The organism is Uliginosibacterium silvisoli (genome assembly GCF_036017035.1).
GTDB lineage: Bacteria > Pseudomonadota > Gammaproteobacteria > Burkholderiales > Rhodocyclaceae > Viridibacterium > Viridibacterium silvisoli.
Genome location: NZ_JAYXHS010000005.1, coordinates 120,892 through 138,489, shown reverse-complemented (window position 1 = coordinate 138,489; position 17,598 = coordinate 120,892). Strand labels below are relative to the sequence as shown.

Here is a 17,598-nt window from a genome sequence, read left to right as displayed (position 1 = left end):
ATCAAGATGAATTTGTCCCTACGGGCGCCGCTCAGGCTGCCGCCTGCCTTGTTGTATTCACGCTTGCTTCGTTGCTCTCTTCGCCATCTGGCAGCCGTTTTCTTCGGTCTGTTCGTGTTTGTCTTGCCTGGGACAGCGGCTCAGGTTCGCGATTTGCCCGACTTCGCCCCGCTTGTCGCCAAACAAGCCCCTGTGGTGGTCAATATCACGGCAACACAGTCGTCGCGGGTCGCTTCACCTTTGCAGCATCTTGGTGAGGACGTGCCCATGCCCGATTGGCTGCGCCGCTTTGCCCCGAAGGGGAGCGAACAGCAGCCGTTGCCTGATGATGACAATGAGTCGACAGGCTCTGGCTTCATTATCGGCGCCGATGGTTACATTCTGACCAATTCGCATGTGGTGGAAGCCGCGGACGAGATCCTGGTGCGACTCTCTGATCGCCGAGAGTTCGCAGCGCGGGTAATTGGCCGCGACAAGCGCAGTGATATTGCCCTCTTGAAGGTGGATGCGATCGGCTTGCCTGTTGCGCGTTTCGGTAATCCGGCGCTCTTGCGTGTCGGTGACTGGGTGCTGGCAATCGGTTCGCCGTTCGGTTTCGAAAGCTCGGTGACGGCGGGCATTGTCAGTGCGAAAGGGCGTTCGCTGCCCGACGAAACGCTGGTTCCGTTCATCCAGACCGACGTGGCGATCAATCCGGGTAATTCCGGCGGTCCGCTGTTCAATCTGAAGGGCGAGGTTGTCGGTATCAACTCCCAGATCTACTCGCGCTCAGGTGGCTTCATGGGGATCTCGTTCTCGATCCCGATCGACGTGGCGCTGGACGTGCAGCAACAATTGCGTCAGTACGGGCGTGTGCGGCGCGGCCGCATTGGCGTCGTGATCCAGGACGTCTCGCGCGACATTGCCAACAGTTTCGGCCTGAAAGAGCCGGCCGGTGCATTGGTCAGCTCCGTCGACCCGGATGGGCCAGCCGTTCCTGCGGGCATCAAGGTCGGCGATGTGATTCTGGCGTTTGACGGGACGCCTGTGGCTGACTCAACCCAGTTGCCGCGCATCGTTGGCGTAGCGCGCCCTGGATCGCGTGCCGTACTGCAGGTGTTTCGGAGCGGTGCAACGCGTGACGTACCTATTGTCGTCGGCGAGTTTGCTGCTGAAGAGGAGGAGGCTGCGCCCGCCCCGGTGGTCGCGCAAGTTCCCCCGCGCGGTACGAATCGTCTCGGTCTGGTGACACAGGATCTCAGCGCATCCCAGCGCCGCGAGTTCAAGGTCAATGGCGGGGCGGTGATCAAGCAATCCTATGGCGTGGCGGCGCGTGCTGAATTGCGTCAGGGTGACGTGGTGACTGCGGTGGTCGCGCGTGGCAAGACAGAAGAGGTGCGTTCGTCCGAGCATTTCAATACGCTGGTAAATGCCTTCGAGGCGGGAATTTCAGTGAGCCTGCGCGTGCAACGGGGAGACGCGGTCAATTTCGTCGGTATGAAGGTGTCAGGCGTAGCTCGCAAATAATGGGCGCGCCGGAGGAGAGGGCGCCACAAGGCTCTTCGCGGCCTCTATGGCGCGGCACGTCACGGGGATTGCGGCCTGGCGATATGTCGTGACGCGGATTTACGGGATTGCAGCGCGCTCTCGGCTATAATCTTGGGTCACGCAAATTACGGACTCTTCAGAAAGGTGCTGCGGCACCTTTTTTCACGTCGAATGCAGCACATACGCAATTTCTCGATCATCGCTCACATCGATCACGGCAAATCCACGCTGGCTGATCGCATCATCCATCGCTGCGGCGGCCTCTCCGATCGTGAAATGGAGGCCCAGGTGCTTGACTCGATGGATATCGAGCGCGAGCGTGGTATCACCATCAAGGCCCAGACAGCTGCGCTGACCTATGTTGCGCGTAACGGTGAGCGCTACAACTTCAACCTGATCGACACGCCGGGGCACGTTGACTTCTCTTATGAGGTGAGCCGCTCTCTGTCCGCTTGTGAAGGTGCTTTGCTGGTCGTGGACGCATCGCAAGGCGTCGAGGCCCAGACGGTTGCCAACTGCTATACCGCGCTGGAGCTCGGCGTGGAGGTGGTGCCGGTGCTCAACAAGATGGATCTCCCGTCTGCCGATCCCGATACGGCGCGCCAGGAGATCGAGGATGTCATCGGCATCGATGCGACGGATGCGATTCCTTGTAGCGCGAAGACCGGCATGGGGATCGACGATATTCTCGAAGCCGTCATCGAGCGCATGCCGCCTCCGGAAGGTAATGCCGAGGCGCCACTGAAAGCGCTGATCATTGACTCGTGGTTCGATAACTACGTTGGTGTGGTGATGCTGGTGCGCGTTGTGGACGGTGTGCTGCGTCCCAAAGACAAGATCATGTTCATGAGCACGGGTTCGCAGTATCTGTGCGAGCAGGTCGGTGTGTTTTCTCCCAAGTCTCTGCCGCGCGAGATGTTGTCAGCGGGTGAAGTGGGATTTGTGATCGCTGGTATCAAGGAGCTGAAAGCGGCGAAGGTCGGCGATACGATTACCCTGCAAGGCAAGCCGGCGGCTGCGCCGCTTGAGGGCTTCAAGGAAATCAAGCCGCAGGTTTTTGCCGGCCTCTATCCGGTGGAGTCGAGTGAGTACGACCAGTTGCGCGACTCGCTTGAGAAGCTGCGACTGAATGACGCATCCCTGCAGTTCGAGCCGGAGGTTTCGCAGGCGCTGGGTTTTGGTTTTCGCTGCGGTTTCCTTGGCCTGTTGCATATGGAGATCGTGCAGGAGCGGCTTGAGCGCGAGTTCGACATGGACCTCATTACAACGGCGCCTACCGTTGTTTACGAAGTGCTGTTGAACAATGGCGACGTGATCCAGATCGAAAATCCGTCCAAGCTGCCGGACCTGTCGAAAATCGATGAGATCCGTGAGCCCATCATCACCGCAACAATCTTCGTGCCGCAAGACTACGTCGGCACTGTCATCACCTTGTGTAACCAGAAGCGCGGTAACCAGGTCGACATGCACTACCACGGTCGTCAGGTGAAGCTCGTGTACGAAATGCCGATGGCTGAAGTCGTCATGGATTTCTTTGATCGGCTCAAGTCCGTGTCACGTGGTTACGCGTCGCTGGACTATGAGTTCAAGGAATATCGTGCCGCTGATGTGGTCAAACTCGATCTATTGGTCAGCAGCGAAAAGGTGGATGCACTCTCTGTCATCGTGCACAGGGAGAATGCCGTTTACCGTGGGCGCGAGCTGGCAGCAAAGCTGCGCGAACTGATTCCGCGCCAGATGTTCGATGTCGCCATCCAGGCTGCAATTGGCTCCAACATCATCTCGCGCGAGACCATCAAGGCGCTGCGCAAGAACGTGTTGGCAAAGTGCTATGGCGGCGATATTTCGCGCAAGAAAAAGCTGCTGGAGAAGCAGAAAGAAGGCAAGAAGCGCATGAAGCAGGTCGGCAATGTGGAAATTCCGCAGGAAGCCTTCCTTGCTGTATTGCGTGTGACGGACAACAAGTAGTACCTGCCCAAAACCCCCTGAAAACTCTGGATACGAGGCCCGTGTGGATTTCGCTCTGATTCTGTTCCTGTTGTCCGTAGTGACCGGCATTCTTTGGTTCTACGACGTTTTCAAGGCGCGCAAGCAGCGCGTCAAAGGGACGCCAGATCCATGGTGGGTCGAGTATGGTGCAAGCTTTTTCCCGGTCATCTTGCCGATCTTCATGCTCCGCTCGTTCTGGGTTGAGCCCTTCCGCATCCCTTCCGGCTCGATGATTCCCACCTTATTGGTAGGCGATTTCATTCTTGTGAACAAATATGCCTACGGCGTGCGTATCCCGGTCATCAACAAGAAGGTGATCGAAGTGGGCAATCCGCAGCGTGGCGATGTGTTTGTCTTTCGCTATCCGCACGATACGACGCAGGATTACATCAAGCGTGTGGTGGGGGTGCCTGGTGACAAGATCGAATACATCGACAAGAAGCTCAGTATCAATGGCCAAGCTGTGCCGACGAGTGTGGCAGGCGATTATGTCCAGGGCCTCGACAGCCTGACCCGACTGAGCGAAACGATCGATGGTACCCAGCACTATGTCCTGAACGATCCGGCCAAGCCGCAGGAGCCGGGCAGTATCCCGCACGCCTTCAGCGAGAATTGCCAACGCTCGTCAAAGGGGCTGATCTGCGTCGTGCCACCTGGCAACTACTTCGCTATGGGCGACAACCGGGATAACAGCGCCGACTCACGTGTGTGGGGCTTCGTGCCGGAAGAGAATATAGTGGGCAAGGCGTTTTTCGTGTGGTTCCACGTAGATAGCATTCTGCCGCCCAAGGGCATCCGCTTCGACCGTATTGGCGGCTTCAAATAAGGAGGCTTTTGCATGAGTGCATTGCAAATGAGACAGTTTGGTAGAAAACAGCAACGTGGCCTGAGCATTCTGTCGACCCTGATCGTCGGCGGCTTCATTGGCGCGGCCTTGATTCTTGGACTCAAGCTTGTGCCAGTCTATACGGAGTTTTTTGCAGTGAAGAAGGCGTTTGACAAAGTGGTTAGGGATATCGATCCACAATCGCCCGCTACGGCCTTTCGCAATGCTTTCCAGAAGTACGCGCAGATTGACGACATCTCGTCGGTTGATCCACAGACCATCGTCGTAACCAAGGATTCGGGCAAAGCTTCGATGTCCGCCGATTACCAGCGCACGGTGCCGCTGTTCGCCAACGTGAGTCTGATATTCGATTTCTCGGTAGCAAGCAGCAAGTGAGTCTTGAAGCACTTCAGCGCGGACTGGCGTACCGGTTCGCGCAAAATCGCCTGCTGGAGCAGGCGGTCACACACCGCAGTTACAGTGCGGATCACAACGAGCGCCTCGAATTCCTCGGCGATTCGATTCTCAACATGGTTGTGGCCATGATGCTCTTCGAACGTTTTGGCAAGTTGCGCGAAGGTGAGTTGTCTCGTCTGCGCGCACAGCTCGTTCGCCAGGACAGCCTGCAAGGCATTGCCGAGAAACTCGGCATTGGTGGCGTCCTGCATCTGGGCGAAGGTGAATTGAAGAGTGGTGGCGATCGCCGTCCTTCGATTCTGGCCGATGCAACTGAAGCGATCTTTGGTGCGATCTTTCTCGATGGCGGTTTTGACGCGGCGAAGCGCGTCATCGAGGGGCTCTATTCGCCCTTGCTCGTTGATTTTGATCCCAGCCGCAATCTCAAGGATCCAAAGACTGCCTTGCAGGAGCTGTTGCAGGCGCGTCGTATGGCCTTGCCGCGTTACGAACTTGTGGAAATCCGCGGCGAAGCCCATGCTCAGGAATTCGAAATAGCCTGCGTCATTGACCCGCTGAAGCTTCGCACCTCGGGTGTAGGCAATAGCCGTCGTGCCGCAGAACAGACCGCCGCGCAATCTGCGCTTGAAAGAATTGGTACAGCATGAGCACTATGCCCGAAGCATCTCCGGACTCTTCCGATAATCCCGCGCTTGCTGTTGAAGCAACCGTCGCGGGCCCTGTACGTACCGGCTACATCGCCATTGTGGGGCGTCCGAATGTAGGCAAATCGACCTTGCTGAACCGGCTCGTCGGGCAGAAGGTCAGCATCGTGTCGCGCAAACCACAGACGACGCGCCATCGCGTGACGGGCGTGTTTACCGAGGGCAACGACCAGTTCATTTTCGTCGACACGCCAGGCTTCCAGACGGAGCATCGCAACGCGCTGAACCGTAACATGAACCGCACCGTGACCCAGGCGCTGGTTGATGTTGATGTCATTGCGCTGGTGGTCGAATGCGAACGTTTCGGCCCGGCCGACAAACAGGTGCTGGATCTCATTCCGCCGGGAGCCAAGGTCGTGCTCGTGATCAACAAGATCGATCTGCTCGACAACAAGCGCGAAGTCCTGCCGTTCCTCGCGCAGATGGCTGAGGTCTATCCTTTTGCCGACATGGTGCCGATCAGCGCACAGCGGGGCAAGAACGCCCCCGAGCTGTTGCGTACGCTTGCCAAGTTCCTGCCTGAAGCGCCGCACATCTTTGGCGAAGACGATATTACCGACCGCTCCGAACGTTTCCTCGCAGCCGAGTTCGTGCGTGAAAAGCTGTTCCGTTTGCTTGGCGAGGAGCTGCCTTACGGCATGACTGTCGAGATCGAGAAATTCGAGGTCGAGGGGCGCATGCGCAAGATCTACGCTGCTGTCATTGTCGACAAGGCGGGTCACAAGGCGATGGTGATCGGCAAGGGCGGTGAGCACCTCAAGCGCATCTCCACTGAAGCACGCATCGACATGGAGAAGCTCTTCGACAGCAAGGTCTATCTCGAGATCTGGGTCAAGGTGAAAAGTGGCTGGGCAGACGATGAACACGCGCTGAAGTCTTTGGGTTACGACTAGACGCTTTTTGCCCTGCGCTCTTCTGCAGCGTCGTAACATCGCCGCATGACTACCCGCCAACGCATCGACGACACGCACGGTTTTGTTTTGCACACTTACCCGTGGCGTGAGACCAGCCTGATCGTCGAAACCTTCACGCGCGAGCATGGCCGCCTGCCCTTGATGGCCAAGGGCGCGCGACGGCCGGGTTCGGCGGTGCGTGGTGTGCTGATGGCCTTCCAGCCATTGGCTGTTTCCTGGACAGGCAAGAGCGAAGTCAAGACGCTGACCGGCGCATACTGGCTTGGCGGCCAGGCTCTCCTGTGCGGCATTGGGCTGCTGTGCGGTTACTACCTGAACGAACTGTTATTGCGGCTATTGCCGCGCGAAGATCCGCACCCGGTCTTGTTCGATCGCTATGCCGCAACCATAAGGGCGCTGGCTGAAGGCGCGCCCACTGCGCCATTGCTGCGCAGTTTCGAGCTCGCCTTGTTGCAGGAGCTTGGCTATGGGCTCACGCTGGATGTGCTGGCCGACACAGGCGAGGTGGTGCAGCCGGATGGGCGCTACTGGTTCGTGGCCGAGCGCGGCGTGCTTGAAGCGCACGACGAGATGGGCGATAGTGCGGCGCAAGGATCTCTGCTCGACGGCCACGTCTTGCTGGCCATGGCGAGCGACGATTTTTCCGGCACAGACACGCTGGCGCAAGCCAAAGGCCTGATGCGTCGTCTGCTACAACATCATCTTGGCGGCCAGCAGCTGGAGTCGCGCCGCATTCTCATCGAATTGCAGGAGTTGTAATGATTGAGTTGGGTGTCAATATCGACCATGTCGCCACGCTGCGTCAGGCACGCCGTACCTATGAGCCTGATCCGGTCTGGGCGGCCGTGGAAGCTCATCTCGGCGGGGCTGACGGCATTACCGTGCATCTGCGGGAAGACCGTCGGCATATCCAGGATCAGGATGTGCGTCGTCTGCGTGACCTGACCCACATCAAACTCAACCTCGAGATGGCGGCGACCGACGAGATGGTGGCCGTGGCCTGCGACATCAAGCCCGAGATGGCCATGCTCGTGCCTGAAGGGCGCCAGGAAGTGACGACGGAGGGAGGGCTCGACATCCTCGCCGACGAAGCGCGTCTCAAGGATGTGATCTCACGCTTGCGTGATGCGGGCATCATGAGCAGCGTGTTCATCGATGCCGACCCTGCGCAGGTCGAAGCCGCGGCGCGCATCGGAGCGCGGGTGTGCGAAATCCATACGGGGCCCTATGCCCATGCCTTCTTCTCGCGCGGGCGCGATGTGCGCAGCCCGGCTGTTCTTGAAGAACTGAATCGGATCCGCGTTGCCGGTCGCGCCATCGTTGATCACGGCATGCGCTTCAACGCAGGCCATGCACTCAACTACTTCAATGTGCAACCGGTTGCGGCGCTGCCCGAGATACGTGAGCTGCATATCGGTCATGCCATCATCAGCCGATCCGTATTCGTGGGCCTGCGTGAGGCTGTGGCCGAGATGAAGCGCTTGATGCGCGAGTCAGCCAATCGTCTGCAGGCCTGAGTCCATGATCTTTGGCCTGGGAACCGATATCGTCGCCGTAGCACGTCTCCGGGAAGGTCTGGAGCGGCACACCGAGCGCTACGCCGAGCACATCTTGATGCCGGAAGAGCGCGAGGATTTTGCGCGGGCATCAGATCCGGCCCGCTTTCTTGCAAAGCGGTTTGCGGCCAAAGAGGCATTCTCCAAAGCTTTCGGTACCGGTCTGCGTGCGCCGATCACGCTGCAGACCGTAGGGGTGGGCCACAACGAGCTGGGCAAGCCGCATTTCATCTTCTCGGACGAAGTGGCTACCTTGCTGCGGGAATCGAAATTGACTGCGATGCTGTCGATCAGTGACGAGAAAGAATACGTCGTCGCCGTTGCCCTGATTGAACAGAACACAAGGTAGGTATTCATGGTTTCGAGTGCAGTGAGCCTTCCGCTTGGACCGGTGATGTGTGATGTGGCCGGCTTGGTGATGACCGATGCGGAGCGCGAGACGCTGCGTCACCCTCTCGTCGGTGGCGTCATCCTGTTTGCGCGTAACTACGAAAGCCCTGAGCAACTCTCCGCGCTGTGTGCCGACATTCATGCCTTGCGCAACCCGGCATTGATCATTGCGGTTGATCACGAAGGGGGGCGCGTGCAGCGTTTCCGCAGTGGTTTTACGCGCTTGCCTGCCATGCGCAAGCTGGGTGAGCTCTGGGCCGGGCAGGGCGATGCCCCGAACACTGCGGCCAAGGCTGCGGCGCAGGATGTGGGCTTCGTGCTCGCCGCCGAGTTGCTGGCGCATGGGGTGGACCTCAGCTTCACGCCGGTACTGGATCTCGATTTTGGTCAGAGCGCGGTTGTCGGCGATCGCTCTTTCCATCGAGACCCTGCAATTGCCGCCGAGCTGGCGCATGGCCTTATGCTGGGGCTGCGCGAGGCCGGCATGGGCGCCGTCGGCAAGCATTTCCCCGGGCACGGTTTCGCCGAGGCTGATTCACACGTTGCGATCCCGGTCGACCCGCGCGGGTTTGACGCGATCTGGGCTGACGACATCGCACCTTATCGCCATGATCTGAAGAAGATCCTGAGCGGCGTGATGCCTGCGCATGTCATCTACGAAAACGTCGATCCGAACCCGGCGGGTTTCTCCCGGTTCTGGTTGCAGGAGATCTTGCGCGGCCGTCTCGGTTATGACGGTGTGATCTTCAGCGATGACCTGACGATGGAGGGCGCTACCGTCGTGGGTGACATTGTCGCGCGGGCCACCGCGGCACATGGTGCTGGTTGTGACATGGTGCTGGTCTGCAATCGCCCGGATCTGACGAACGATCTATTGAGCCGCTGGCAGCCGGAGGTTTCCGCGCGTTCGGCCGAGCGGATACTGGCGCTGACCCCCGGTGGTCGTCCGGGGCCGGAGGCCTTGTCCGTCGATACACGTTTCCAGCAGGCTTGGCACACCGTTACCCAGCTCGCCTGAACCCAGCTGCGAACGTGCGAGAACCGGGCCTGCATGTCAGGCCCGTTTTCTTGCTCACTGCAGGCGGAACGTATAGTTGTACTGGCGCGTCACGCCGTTCACCACGACATTGCTGATCTGCACGGAGTAAGTGGTGTTGTTCTGCAGGCCGCTGACTTTCCACTGCAGGGCGTTGAGCAGGCCGTAGGCCGAATAGTCGGCCGCCTGATCGGTGACTGCCAGCGGCGTGCTGCCATCCATGACGGTGATTACCGCACTCGCAAAGCTGACCTGTCCTGCGCCATTCGCGGCCGCGTTGATCTTGCTCGCGATGGCGGAGAAGGAGAGGTACCACCCGGTATTGAATTCCGCGACCGGATATATTCCGTAGGGGTAGGCCACGAAGTCGTTGCTCATGGCGCTGATATCGCTGACGTCATTGCCCTGCGTCTTCAGTACGGTCGAGACGTAGTGGAACGAAGATCCGGTCGGCTGGCCGTCAACGCGGCCGAAGCTTGTGGAGCCGAGGAACGGATTGAGCAGGCGGCGGCGGGATGCCAGTGTGGTCACCCCCACGTTCATGAGGTACTCGGCAATGGGGGCCGTGCTCGCGAAGTTCTGTGTCGTGGGAGTGGTCCCGGCCGCGATGAAAATGCTGCTAGTGCTCGCGAGGTTTGCCGCTCCCGTCGTATAACACTGGCCGCTGACACTGGGTGTCGTGGTGAGCGTTGCATTGGCCACCATGTACAGTGCTGCCTCCGCGGCAGCATTGTCCTGGCTGGCGTCGTAGCTCACCGGCAACAGCCCATGCCGGGCCCGCAGATCATTGACCTTGTTGAGCACGACAGTACGTTCGCTGCTCTTGAGTTGTCCGGTCATGCAGCTGCCGATGACCGGGTCGGTGTCGTAAAGAGATACGGCACTGGCGGCGCTCGACGAGCTCGTCGATGTGGTGGACGAAGTGCTCGAGCTCGCCGAAGAAATTGAAGAGCTGCTGCTCACCCCTGGCTGCGTGTTGGTGTTGCCAGTACTGGATCCCGAACCGCCACCCCCACCGCCGCCACAGCCACTCAGCGTCATGACGATAATCGCGAGCAGCGTCGAGGTGAGCATGCCCGCCTGCTTGAGCGTTGATGGCCGATGGCCCAAGCGCAGATGAGTGAGGCTAGGATGAATGAGCATGACGATGTCCCCCGGTGGATCTCGTGCAGCGTCTGCGCAAATGGCGTGCCGGGCTCGATAGCGCCATTTCCCGCATGCCACCACCCGGATGGATGCTAATGTTGCAAACTTGTTGTAGGTCTTGACGCTGCCCGGCCGGCGTCACTCAGCGCATTTCCTGAAAGTTCATGTCCCTCACTCCGTCACCTTTGCCTCGAGCTTTTGATGCTGGAAGCTTCCTGCCGACCTTGCCGGAGAGCCCCGGCGTCTATCGCATGATCGGCGCCGCCGATGAAGTGCTCTATGTCGGCAAGGCGAAGAATCTCAAGCGTCGTGTATCCAGCTATTTCCAGAAGAATCATCCCAGCCCGCGCACTACGATGATGGTGGCGCGTATCGAGCGCGTCGACATCACGGTCGTGCGCTCAGAGGCCGAGGCATTGATTCTCGAGAACAATCTGATCAAGTCCCTGCGGCCGCGTTTCAACATCTTGTTCCGCGACGACAAGAGCTATCCCTACATCGCCATCTCGGGCGATGAGTTCCCGCGCATTGCCTACTACCGCGGCGCCTTTGAAAAGGGCGTGCGTTACTTCGGGCCATTTCCTTCGGGGTGGGCGGCACGTGAGGCGTTGCAGTTATTGCAGCGCCTGTTCCTGCTGCGCACTTGCGAGAACTCTGTATTCAGTAACCGTTCGCGGCCTTGCCTGCTGCATCAGATCAAACGCTGTACGGCGCCTTGCGTGAACCTCATCGACAAGGAGGGCTACGGCGCCGACGTGAAGCTGGCGACGCTGTTCCTTGATGGCCGCCATTCGGACGTCATCGACAATCTCGGTGCGCGCATGCAGGAGGCCTCCGCGCGCTTTGCTTTTGAAGAGGCAGCTGTCTTCCGCGACCAGATACGTACCTTGCAAACGGTGTTGCACAAGCAGCATGTCGATTCGGGCAAGGACGAAGATGTCGACGTCATCGTAGCTCTGGCTCAGGGCGGTAGCGTCTGTGTGAATCTCGCCATGGTGCGAGGCGGGCGGCACCTGGGTGACCGGCCGCAATTCCCGCAGGCGGCAGGCGAGGGCATGAGCGCTGCCGATGCGCTGCTGGCCTTTGTCGAGCAGCACTATCTCGACCATCCCGCGCCCGGCAAGATCGTTATCGAAGGAGCCGAGGTTGAAGCCGCCCGTGCGGTTGTAGACGAAGCGCTGGAGAAGAGCCCCATCGTGGCTGCGGCACGCTTCCAGAACGAGAAGGCATGGGTCGAGATGGCATTGCTCAACGCCAAGCTCGCCATCGAAACGCGCCAGCGCGAGTCGGGGCGCGCCCAGCATCAGCTCGAAGCCTTGCGCAGCGTACTCGACATGCCTGAGGCGCCACGCCGCATCGAGTGCTTCGACATCAGCCATACCCAGGGCGAGGCGACCGTGGCCTCCTGCGTGATCTGGGAAGGCGAGGGCATGAAGAAGTCAGATTACCGACGCTTCAATATCAGCGGCATCGAGCCCGGCGACGACTACGCGGCCATGCGCCAGGCCCTGACGCGGCGCTATGAGAGGGTGGCGACGGGCGAGGGCGTGCGGCCCGACCTGATCCTGATCGACGGAGGCAAAGGGCAGGTCGGTGTGGCGTGGGAGGTGCTTGGCGAACTCGGCTTGCAGAGTGTCGCCATGCTGGGCGTGGCCAAGGGCGAGGAACGCAAGGCCGGGCTGGAGCAGCTCATCTTTCCTGATGCGCGAGCACCACTGGTTCTCGGCGGCGAGCATCCCGCTTTGCACCTCATCCAGACTGTGCGCGACGAAGCCCACCGCTTTGCCATTACCGGCATGCGCGCGCGGCGCAGCAAGACGCGGCTGACCTCGAAGCTCGAAGACATTCCTGGTATTGGCCCGACACGACGCAAGAAACTTATCGAGACCTTTGGTGGTCTGGCGGGAGTACGCAGCGCCACCATCGAGGATTTATGCCGCGTCGAGGGGATCAATCGTAGAATCGCGGAACAGATCTATAACGCGCTGCGTTAAGCGCCATACCAGCCCACACCCCCAGCCCACACCCTGACTCATGTTCAACAACATCCCCATCCTGCTCACCTGGGCGCGAATCGTCCTGATTCCCGTGGTGATCGGCGTGTTCTACCTGCCAGCTGACGTGTTGAGCTTGCATCACAAGGATCTGATTGCCTGCGTCGTGTTTGTCTTCGCAGCGCTGACCGACTGGTTCGATGGCTTCCTGGCCCGCTCCTGGGGGCAGACTTCCAATTTCGGCGCCTTTCTTGATCCGGTGGCGGACAAGTTGATGGTCTGCGCAGCGCTGACCGTCCTCGTCTGGCTGGACCGCTGCGACGCCTTCATTGCTTTTGTCATCATCGGTCGCGAGATCACCATTTCGGCGCTGCGTGAATGGATGGCCAAGATCGGTGCGGCCAAGAGTGTTGCTGTCTCGTTCGTGGGCAAACTCAAGACGACTGCGCAGATGGTAGCCATCCCGATGCTGCTCTACTGGGACGATCTTTTCGGCTTGCCGATCAAGCAGATGGGTACTGTGCTCATCATCGTCGCCGCCGTGCTGACGGTGTGGTCCATGGTGTACTACATGCGCAAGGCAGCCCCGGATCTGCAGCGCAACGCCTGATCCGGGGGTTTGAAGCGCGTGGCAGATTCGGAAAAGTGCACCGCAAAGCTTGACAATCCTGGATGCTGTATTAAAATGCGCACCTCTCACGCGGGAATAGCTCAGTTGGTAGAGCGCAACCTTGCCAAGGTTGAGGTCGAGAGTTCGAGACTCTTTTCCCGCTCCAGATTCCAAGAAGGGAAAGCACCGCTTTCCCTTTTTAATTAGCAGTGCAGTGTTTCCCCCGCGAGGCGCGGTAGCAAAGCGGTTATGCACCGGATTGCAAATCCGTGTAGGTCGGTTCGACTCCGGCCCGCGCCTCCAGATATCCTCCCGGAAACACTTCTTTCAAAGCCCGCCGATGCGGGCTTTTTTACGTCCGTGAGCGGCGTGATGCCGCAGGGGCGGACACCTCCGATGACTTCCCCGTGCCCGCTTCACGTTTGCTGCGTACGGCGGCTTGCCTGCTGCTGGCTGGTCTCTTCAGGCGTGGGGATGTGGAGATTTCTTGCGATCTGCTGCCTGCTGCTTTCGATGAGGGCGACGTGCCTCTCGCACTCCGGCCTCTGCCGACTCGGCAAGACCTGCGCACTTGCTGATGCGTGCCTTGAGATACGCAGGGTCACTACGGCTCGCGTGATCGGGACGTACGTGCATCGTGACCAAGGCCAGATCGCGGCGCTCGTGTTGCACGATCGGCCAGCTCTATTCCCGGCGCTCTCGAAAAGGTTGCGAGCTTTGGTGCGACTCTCGATAGCCCCGGTCCGTTGTCTGGCCTGCTACAGCTGCGCTACTTTGGCTCAAACCGTTGGCAGAGGTTCTGCGGGCGGAAGCACGCCTTCTTGCGTGTTGCTTCCGGGCAGCCACGGCTCGTCGTTGCAGGCGTCCTGCCGCAGCGCCAGAGGAGGTGTGGCACAGGAGTCATTGGCAGCTTCGAGTCTGGTCAGGTCGTTGCTGTATACGAACTTGCGCATGCAGGTCTCCTCGGGGCGGGACGTCCGGCTCTAGTCTGGGGCCGTGGTGTGACGCGCGCATGTCAGCGTCCTGAACAGCGTCTTGAATCGTGCTCGTGATGCCGTGTCAGGGTGGGGCCGCACCGTGGTGGCGCGGCTTGACCTGCGCCGGTGAACAAGCGGACCATGCTCGCTGCGCAGGCCGCGTTTGCTGCGGGCTGAACCGCTGTTCCGGAGATGATCATGCGCACCGCATTCCTGTTGTTCACCATATTTCTGCTACAGCTCGCGCCCCTGGCGCGCGCTGCCGACGTGCATGAGATCGTGCTCGGGCCGCAAGACAAGTACGAGGTCGTCGAGACCAGTCAGTGGGACGTCGACGTGTTGAAGGAGGTCAGCGGCCAGTTCGCTGACGTGCGGGTCAAGCCCAAGAAGGGCAATGCCTTTGTGCTCACCCTCTACTTTCTCTCGGACCCACCGGACCTTGCGCGTCTCGATTCACGCGAGAAAATCGCCGCCGCAGTGCTGAGCAACGCCGAACGTTTTCTCGACATGACCGTGGAGAAGAGCGTTCCCCTGCAGGCCGTGACGCCACGCGGCAGCTATGGCTCGCTCGCCACGCTGACTGCTGCCAACGTCAAAGGCGAAGCGGACGAGTTCAAGTACCAGACACGTGGCATGGTGCGCTTGTCGCCCGAGGCTGCACTTGGTTTTGGCCTGCTCAGCAAGGAGATCAATACGCCGGCCTATCGGCAGCTGCTGGCCTACGTCTACAGCTTCATCAAGCTCGCGCCGGGCATTGCTACGGAGCCCGCAACCAGGCCAGTGCCGGCCGCACCTGCGGTGGTAACGACGCCACCTGCCAGACCCGCGCCGGTTGCGACACCGGCGCCTGCCCCCGCTCCTGCGCCGACACCGACACCGACACCGACACCGACACCGACACCGACACCGACACCCGCGCCCGTCATCGTGGCGCCCGCTCCAGCGCCAGTCAGTGTTCCCGCGCCTGCGCCGGCACCTGTGGCAACGCCGGCTCCCGTTGCAACGCCTGCGCCTGCCGTCGTCAGCCCGGCTGCGCCAGTAGCCGTACCGACACCTGCTCCGGCGCGACCAGCGCCTCCTGCGCCGCGCCCGGCTACGCCTGCGCCACGTGGTTCAGGCTCAGACGTCCGCGACTGCGCCAGCTTGCCGACGAATGCCGAGATCATGCGCTGCGTCAGCGGGCGGCGATGAGCAACGAGCGTCGCGCAGAGCGCCGAGTGCGGGTTGGATGAGCGCCTCGTAATCCGGCGCAAGGGCAGGGCGGCGACGCTGTTGATGTCGGATGAGGCGGCTTGCTCTAGCTACGGGGGAGCGCACCGGAAGGGATGGGCATTGCACCCATCCCGTTTCTTTCAGCTAGTTGAAACGTCCGCCATTACCGCCGACGCTGAACTTGCCTGCACCCAGCAAGGCAACCGCGAGCCCGTTGAACAGGTAGAAGGCTTGCAATTCCAGCGCCCAGCCTCCCGACTTCGACAGCTCACCCAGTTGCGACATGTGCATCAGGAAGACCGCGAACAGCATGTTGACCACGATGATCAGCGCCGCTGGACGCGTCCAGAAACCCACGATCAACAGGATCGGCGCCAGGACTTCGCCCACGTACGCCAGATAGGCGAATGCTTCCGGTAAGCCGTTTGCCGCCAGCGAAGGGCCGATGAAGCTCACCCCGTTTTTCACCTTGCTGATGCCGTGCAACAGCATCAGCACACCCAGTGCGACCCGCAGAACCAGTTTGCCCAAGTCAGAAAGATTGCTCACTACACGTTCCTCGTCTTGTTGATTGGTTTGAGTGGGCGATGTCGATGTGTCGCCCCGGTTCTTTGTCGCCTCGCGCGCGATTTGGTTCGCGCGTCGTGGAATGGCGCGCGCCCGACAAGACTTGTCCTGCGCGGTCCGTCTGTCCTGCATTGGGCGCCGCTCGCGCCGCTTCCGTGTAAAGCTTGGCGTCTTGCCTCCCGGATTCCTCAAGTTCGCCTGCGCCAGCGTCGCTACGACCCGGATACAGACGCGGCATGTGTCTGATCCGCATTCGGGGGAAGCATGGTCAAGCAATACATTCTGGTCACTCTGGTGGCGCTCGCAAGCACTGCTGCGAGCTCGTTCGTGCAGGCCGCCTACAGTCAGGACGGCGGCGCAGGCTACGCGCGCCGTGCGACCAATGACGCGCTGAACCAACTCAAGAGCAGCGCCGAGAACGGCAATCCGCAAGCGGGCTTCGAGCTCGGCCAGGTCTATGCGGCCGGCTCGCAGGGCGTGCCGTTGGACATGCAGGAGGCTGCTCGCTGGTACAGGCTTGCCGCCGAACAGAACCATGCAGACGCCCAGAACAGCCTTGGCGTGCTCTACTCCAACGGCAGTGGCGTCGCGCAGGATTATCGCGAAGCTTTCAAGTGGTATCAGCGCGCGGCCGAACAGGGCAACGCGCTGGCAGAGAACAACCTGGCCACGCTTTACGGTCTCGGCCGCGGCGTGGAGCGCAACCTGCCCGAAGCTGCGAAATGGTTCCGCCTCGCAGCCGAACAGCATGACGACACCGCAAGCTTCAATCTTGGCTCCATGTATCTCAACGGCGAAGGCGTCGCGCAGGACGATAGCGAAGCCTTCAAGTGGTTTCTGCTGGCTGCAGAGCAGGGCCACGGCATGGCGCAGAACAATGTCGGTTCCATGTATGAGGACGGCATAGGCATCGCGCGTGACCTGCGCGAAGCGGTAAAGTGGTATCGCGCCGCAGCCGAGCAAGGGCAGCCGAACGCGCAGAGCAATCTTGCAGGGATGTACGAGAACGGCAGTGGCTTGTCCGCCGATATCGTCACGGCCTATGCGCTCTATTCGCTGGCAGATGCCAACGGCCACCGTCGCGGCGCAGAGAACATTGCGCGCATCACCAATGGCATGAGCCTTCAGCAGATCAATGCCGCACAAGCGCTAGCGCGCGAGCTTCGCCAGGGGAGTCTCGCCGGCGTGCTCGATCGCCTTGGGCAGAAGCGTGCGGAAGGTCTTGCGTCGGGCTTCTGACGCGTCATTACGGCAAGCGCCGGAATCCAGATTGCACTCGCGGCACTGAATCCCGGCCTTCGCCGTGATGGCGATCATTTCTGGAAACTGCGACTGTTTCCTAGTGCAGGCGATGCTTCAGATCGCTCAACTCATCGTGCGTCTGCATCACCGCACTACGCAGTTCCGGGCTCACCTTGCCGGATTCGCAGGCGCGCTTTGCGTCGTCGCCCAGCGACTCCAATTCCTCGATGTACTCGCGCACTTTCTGCTCGTCGTGCGTGTCGCGGATGATCTGCTTGCCCTGATTGGATTGCTGGTCCAGTTGCCCCAGCACCTGCTTCAGCTCCTGAGGGGCGGAGTGGTCTTGCTCACACACCATGGCAGTGCGGTGGATCGTGTGCTCCACGTTGGTGACGAGCTTCTTGATTTCAGCCATCTGCATATCGTTTCTCCTTTGGTTGAGTGACAACAGTCCGCAGGGGACAATGAACGGGCTGCAAGATTGGTTCCTC

General features: G+C 60.3%; 18 protein-coding genes and 2 tRNA genes. 16 read left to right on the top strand and 4 right to left on the bottom strand.

The genetic code is table 11. From position 1 onward, the window contains the following. Positions 1-6 precede the first annotated feature (6 nt). The 10 genes from VVD49_RS21160 to nagZ all read left to right on the top strand — a co-directional run bounded on the left by VVD49_RS21160 (position 7) and on the right by nagZ (position 9,341). On the top strand, positions 7-1,506 hold the full coding sequence (locus tag VVD49_RS21160; RefSeq protein ID WP_416384921.1) for a Do family serine endopeptidase: 1,500 nt from the start codon (positions 7-9) through the stop codon (positions 1,504-1,506). A gap of 192 nt (positions 1,507-1,698) precedes the next feature. Continuing rightward, positions 1,699-3,495, top strand: coding sequence for a translation elongation factor 4 (gene lepA / locus VVD49_RS21155; protein ID WP_327601227.1), 1,797 nt, complete (start codon positions 1,699-1,701; stop codon positions 3,493-3,495). Between the two features lie 43 nt (positions 3,496-3,538). Continuing rightward, complete coding sequence (gene lepB, locus VVD49_RS21150) at positions 3,539-4,342, top strand: signal peptidase I (RefSeq protein ID WP_327601226.1); 804 nt, start codon at positions 3,539-3,541, stop codon at positions 4,340-4,342. Positions 4,343-4,354: 12 nt separating this feature from the next. Further along, a complete protein-coding gene (locus tag VVD49_RS21145) occupies positions 4,355-4,738 on the top strand; it encodes a DUF4845 domain-containing protein (protein WP_327601225.1) in 384 nt (127 codons plus the stop codon). Beyond that, positions 4,735-5,406 (top strand): ribonuclease III, encoded by a 672-nt coding sequence (gene rnc / locus VVD49_RS21140; protein WP_327601224.1) that lies wholly within the window; start codon positions 4,735-4,737, stop codon positions 5,404-5,406. The genes VVD49_RS21145 and rnc overlap by 4 nt, the downstream gene beginning before the upstream one ends. Positions 5,407-5,411: 5 nt before the next feature. Continuing rightward, positions 5,412-6,356: a GTPase Era gene (gene era, locus VVD49_RS21135; RefSeq protein ID WP_416384925.1), complete on the top strand. Its 945-nt coding sequence runs from the start codon at positions 5,412-5,414 to the stop codon at positions 6,354-6,356. 45 nt (positions 6,357-6,401) lie between these two features. Beyond that, positions 6,402-7,136, top strand: coding sequence for a DNA repair protein RecO (recO, locus tag VVD49_RS21130; RefSeq protein ID WP_327601222.1), 735 nt, complete (start codon positions 6,402-6,404; stop codon positions 7,134-7,136). Beyond that, the gene (locus tag VVD49_RS21125; protein WP_327601221.1) at positions 7,136-7,894 is read left to right on the top strand and encodes a pyridoxine 5'-phosphate synthase; all 759 of its coding nucleotides are present in this window, start codon (positions 7,136-7,138) and stop codon (positions 7,892-7,894) included. Before recO ends, VVD49_RS21125 begins: the two co-directional genes overlap by 1 nt. A gap of 4 nt (positions 7,895-7,898) precedes the next feature. After that, positions 7,899-8,282, top strand: coding sequence for a holo-ACP synthase (acpS, locus tag VVD49_RS21120; protein WP_327601220.1), 384 nt, complete (start codon positions 7,899-7,901; stop codon positions 8,280-8,282). A 6-nt stretch (positions 8,283-8,288) separates the two neighbouring features. After that, positions 8,289-9,341 carry a beta-N-acetylhexosaminidase gene (gene nagZ / locus VVD49_RS21115; protein ID WP_327601219.1) on the top strand — a complete coding sequence of 351 codons (1,053 nt, stop codon included), beginning with the start codon at positions 8,289-8,291 and terminating at the stop codon, positions 9,339-9,341. Positions 9,342-9,395: 54 nt separating this feature from the next. On the opposite strand, the gene VVD49_RS21110 is transcribed toward nagZ, so the two are convergent. Beyond that, entirely contained in the window at positions 9,396-10,433 is a 1,038-nt protein-coding gene (locus tag VVD49_RS21110; protein WP_327601218.1) for a CAP domain-containing protein, read from the bottom strand. Between the two features lie 236 nt (positions 10,434-10,669). On the opposite strand from VVD49_RS21110, the gene uvrC reads away from it, so the two are divergent. From uvrC to VVD49_RS21090, 4 genes are all read left to right on the top strand, one after another. Continuing rightward, entirely contained in the window at positions 10,670-12,499 is a 1,830-nt protein-coding gene (uvrC, locus tag VVD49_RS21105; RefSeq protein ID WP_327601217.1) for an excinuclease ABC subunit UvrC, read from the top strand. Between the two features lie 40 nt (positions 12,500-12,539). Further along, the gene (pgsA, locus tag VVD49_RS21100; protein WP_327601216.1) at positions 12,540-13,109 is read left to right on the top strand and encodes a CDP-diacylglycerol--glycerol-3-phosphate 3-phosphatidyltransferase; all 570 of its coding nucleotides are present in this window, start codon (positions 12,540-12,542) and stop codon (positions 13,107-13,109) included. A gap of 90 nt (positions 13,110-13,199) precedes the next feature. Next, a tRNA-Gly gene (locus VVD49_RS21095) sits at positions 13,200-13,275 on the top strand. Positions 13,276-13,338: 63 nt separating this feature from the next. Beyond that, positions 13,339-13,412: transfer RNA gene (locus VVD49_RS21090), tRNA-Cys, on the top strand. Positions 13,413-13,888: 476 nt separating this feature from the next. On the opposite strand, the gene VVD49_RS21085 is transcribed toward VVD49_RS21090, so the two are convergent. After that, positions 13,889-14,062: a hypothetical protein gene (locus VVD49_RS21085; protein ID WP_327601215.1), complete on the bottom strand. Its 174-nt coding sequence runs from the start codon at positions 14,060-14,062 to the stop codon at positions 13,889-13,891. 222 nt (positions 14,063-14,284) lie between these two features. Between VVD49_RS21085 and VVD49_RS21080 the strand changes: the two genes are divergently transcribed. Continuing rightward, positions 14,285-15,277, top strand: coding sequence for a hypothetical protein (locus VVD49_RS21080; RefSeq protein ID WP_327601214.1), 993 nt, complete (start codon positions 14,285-14,287; stop codon positions 15,275-15,277). A gap of 165 nt (positions 15,278-15,442) precedes the next feature. Here the strand turns inward: VVD49_RS21080 and VVD49_RS21075 are convergent, their stop codons facing one another. Beyond that, positions 15,443-15,847, bottom strand: a complete 405-nt coding sequence (locus tag VVD49_RS21075; RefSeq protein WP_327601213.1) for a DoxX family protein — start codon at positions 15,845-15,847, stop codon at positions 15,443-15,445. A gap of 282 nt (positions 15,848-16,129) precedes the next feature. Here VVD49_RS21075 and VVD49_RS21070 point away from each other — a divergent pair, with 282 nt between their 5' ends. Beyond that, positions 16,130-17,104, top strand: a complete 975-nt coding sequence (locus tag VVD49_RS21070) for a tetratricopeptide repeat protein (RefSeq protein ID WP_327601212.1) — start codon at positions 16,130-16,132, stop codon at positions 17,102-17,104. A gap of 100 nt (positions 17,105-17,204) precedes the next feature. Here VVD49_RS21070 and VVD49_RS21065 read toward each other — a convergent pair whose 3' ends face one another. Next, complete coding sequence (locus VVD49_RS21065) at positions 17,205-17,528, bottom strand: hypothetical protein (protein ID WP_327601211.1); 324 nt, start codon at positions 17,526-17,528, stop codon at positions 17,205-17,207. Positions 17,529-17,598: the final 70 nt, after the last annotated feature.

What these genes read in the sequence shown, in the direction of transcription:
- VVD49_RS21160 (WP_416384921.1), top strand. Translation starts at nt 7, where the DNA reads ATGAATTTGTCCCTACGGGCGCCGCTCAGGCTGCCGCCTGCCTTGTTG.
- lepA (WP_327601227.1), top strand. Translation starts at nt 1,699, where the DNA reads ATGCAGCACATACGCAATTTCTCGATCATCGCTCACATCGATCACGGC.
- VVD49_RS21145 (WP_327601225.1), top strand. Translation starts at nt 4,355, where the DNA reads ATGAGTGCATTGCAAATGAGACAGTTTGGTAGAAAACAGCAACGTGGC.
- era (WP_416384925.1), top strand. Translation starts at nt 5,412, where the DNA reads ATGCCCGAAGCATCTCCGGACTCTTCCGATAATCCCGCGCTTGCTGTT.
- recO (WP_327601222.1), top strand. Translation starts at nt 6,402, where the DNA reads ATGACTACCCGCCAACGCATCGACGACACGCACGGTTTTGTTTTGCAC.
- VVD49_RS21125 (WP_327601221.1), top strand. Translation starts at nt 7,136, where the DNA reads ATGATTGAGTTGGGTGTCAATATCGACCATGTCGCCACGCTGCGTCAG.
- acpS (WP_327601220.1), top strand. Translation starts at nt 7,899, where the DNA reads ATGATCTTTGGCCTGGGAACCGATATCGTCGCCGTAGCACGTCTCCGG.
- nagZ (WP_327601219.1), top strand. Translation starts at nt 8,289, where the DNA reads ATGGTTTCGAGTGCAGTGAGCCTTCCGCTTGGACCGGTGATGTGTGAT.
- VVD49_RS21110 (WP_327601218.1), bottom strand. Translation starts at nt 10,433, where the DNA reads ATGCTCACCTCGACGCTGCTCGCGATTATCGTCATGACGCTGAGTGGC.
- uvrC (WP_327601217.1), top strand. Translation starts at nt 10,670, where the DNA reads ATGTCCCTCACTCCGTCACCTTTGCCTCGAGCTTTTGATGCTGGAAGC.
- pgsA (WP_327601216.1), top strand. Translation starts at nt 12,540, where the DNA reads ATGTTCAACAACATCCCCATCCTGCTCACCTGGGCGCGAATCGTCCTG.
- VVD49_RS21085 (WP_327601215.1), bottom strand. Translation starts at nt 14,062, where the DNA reads ATGCGCAAGTTCGTATACAGCAACGACCTGACCAGACTCGAAGCTGCC.
- VVD49_RS21080 (WP_327601214.1), top strand. Translation starts at nt 14,285, where the DNA reads ATGCGCACCGCATTCCTGTTGTTCACCATATTTCTGCTACAGCTCGCG.
- VVD49_RS21070 (WP_327601212.1), top strand. Translation starts at nt 16,130, where the DNA reads ATGGTCAAGCAATACATTCTGGTCACTCTGGTGGCGCTCGCAAGCACT.
- VVD49_RS21065 (WP_327601211.1), bottom strand. Translation starts at nt 17,528, where the DNA reads ATGCAGATGGCTGAAATCAAGAAGCTCGTCACCAACGTGGAGCACACG.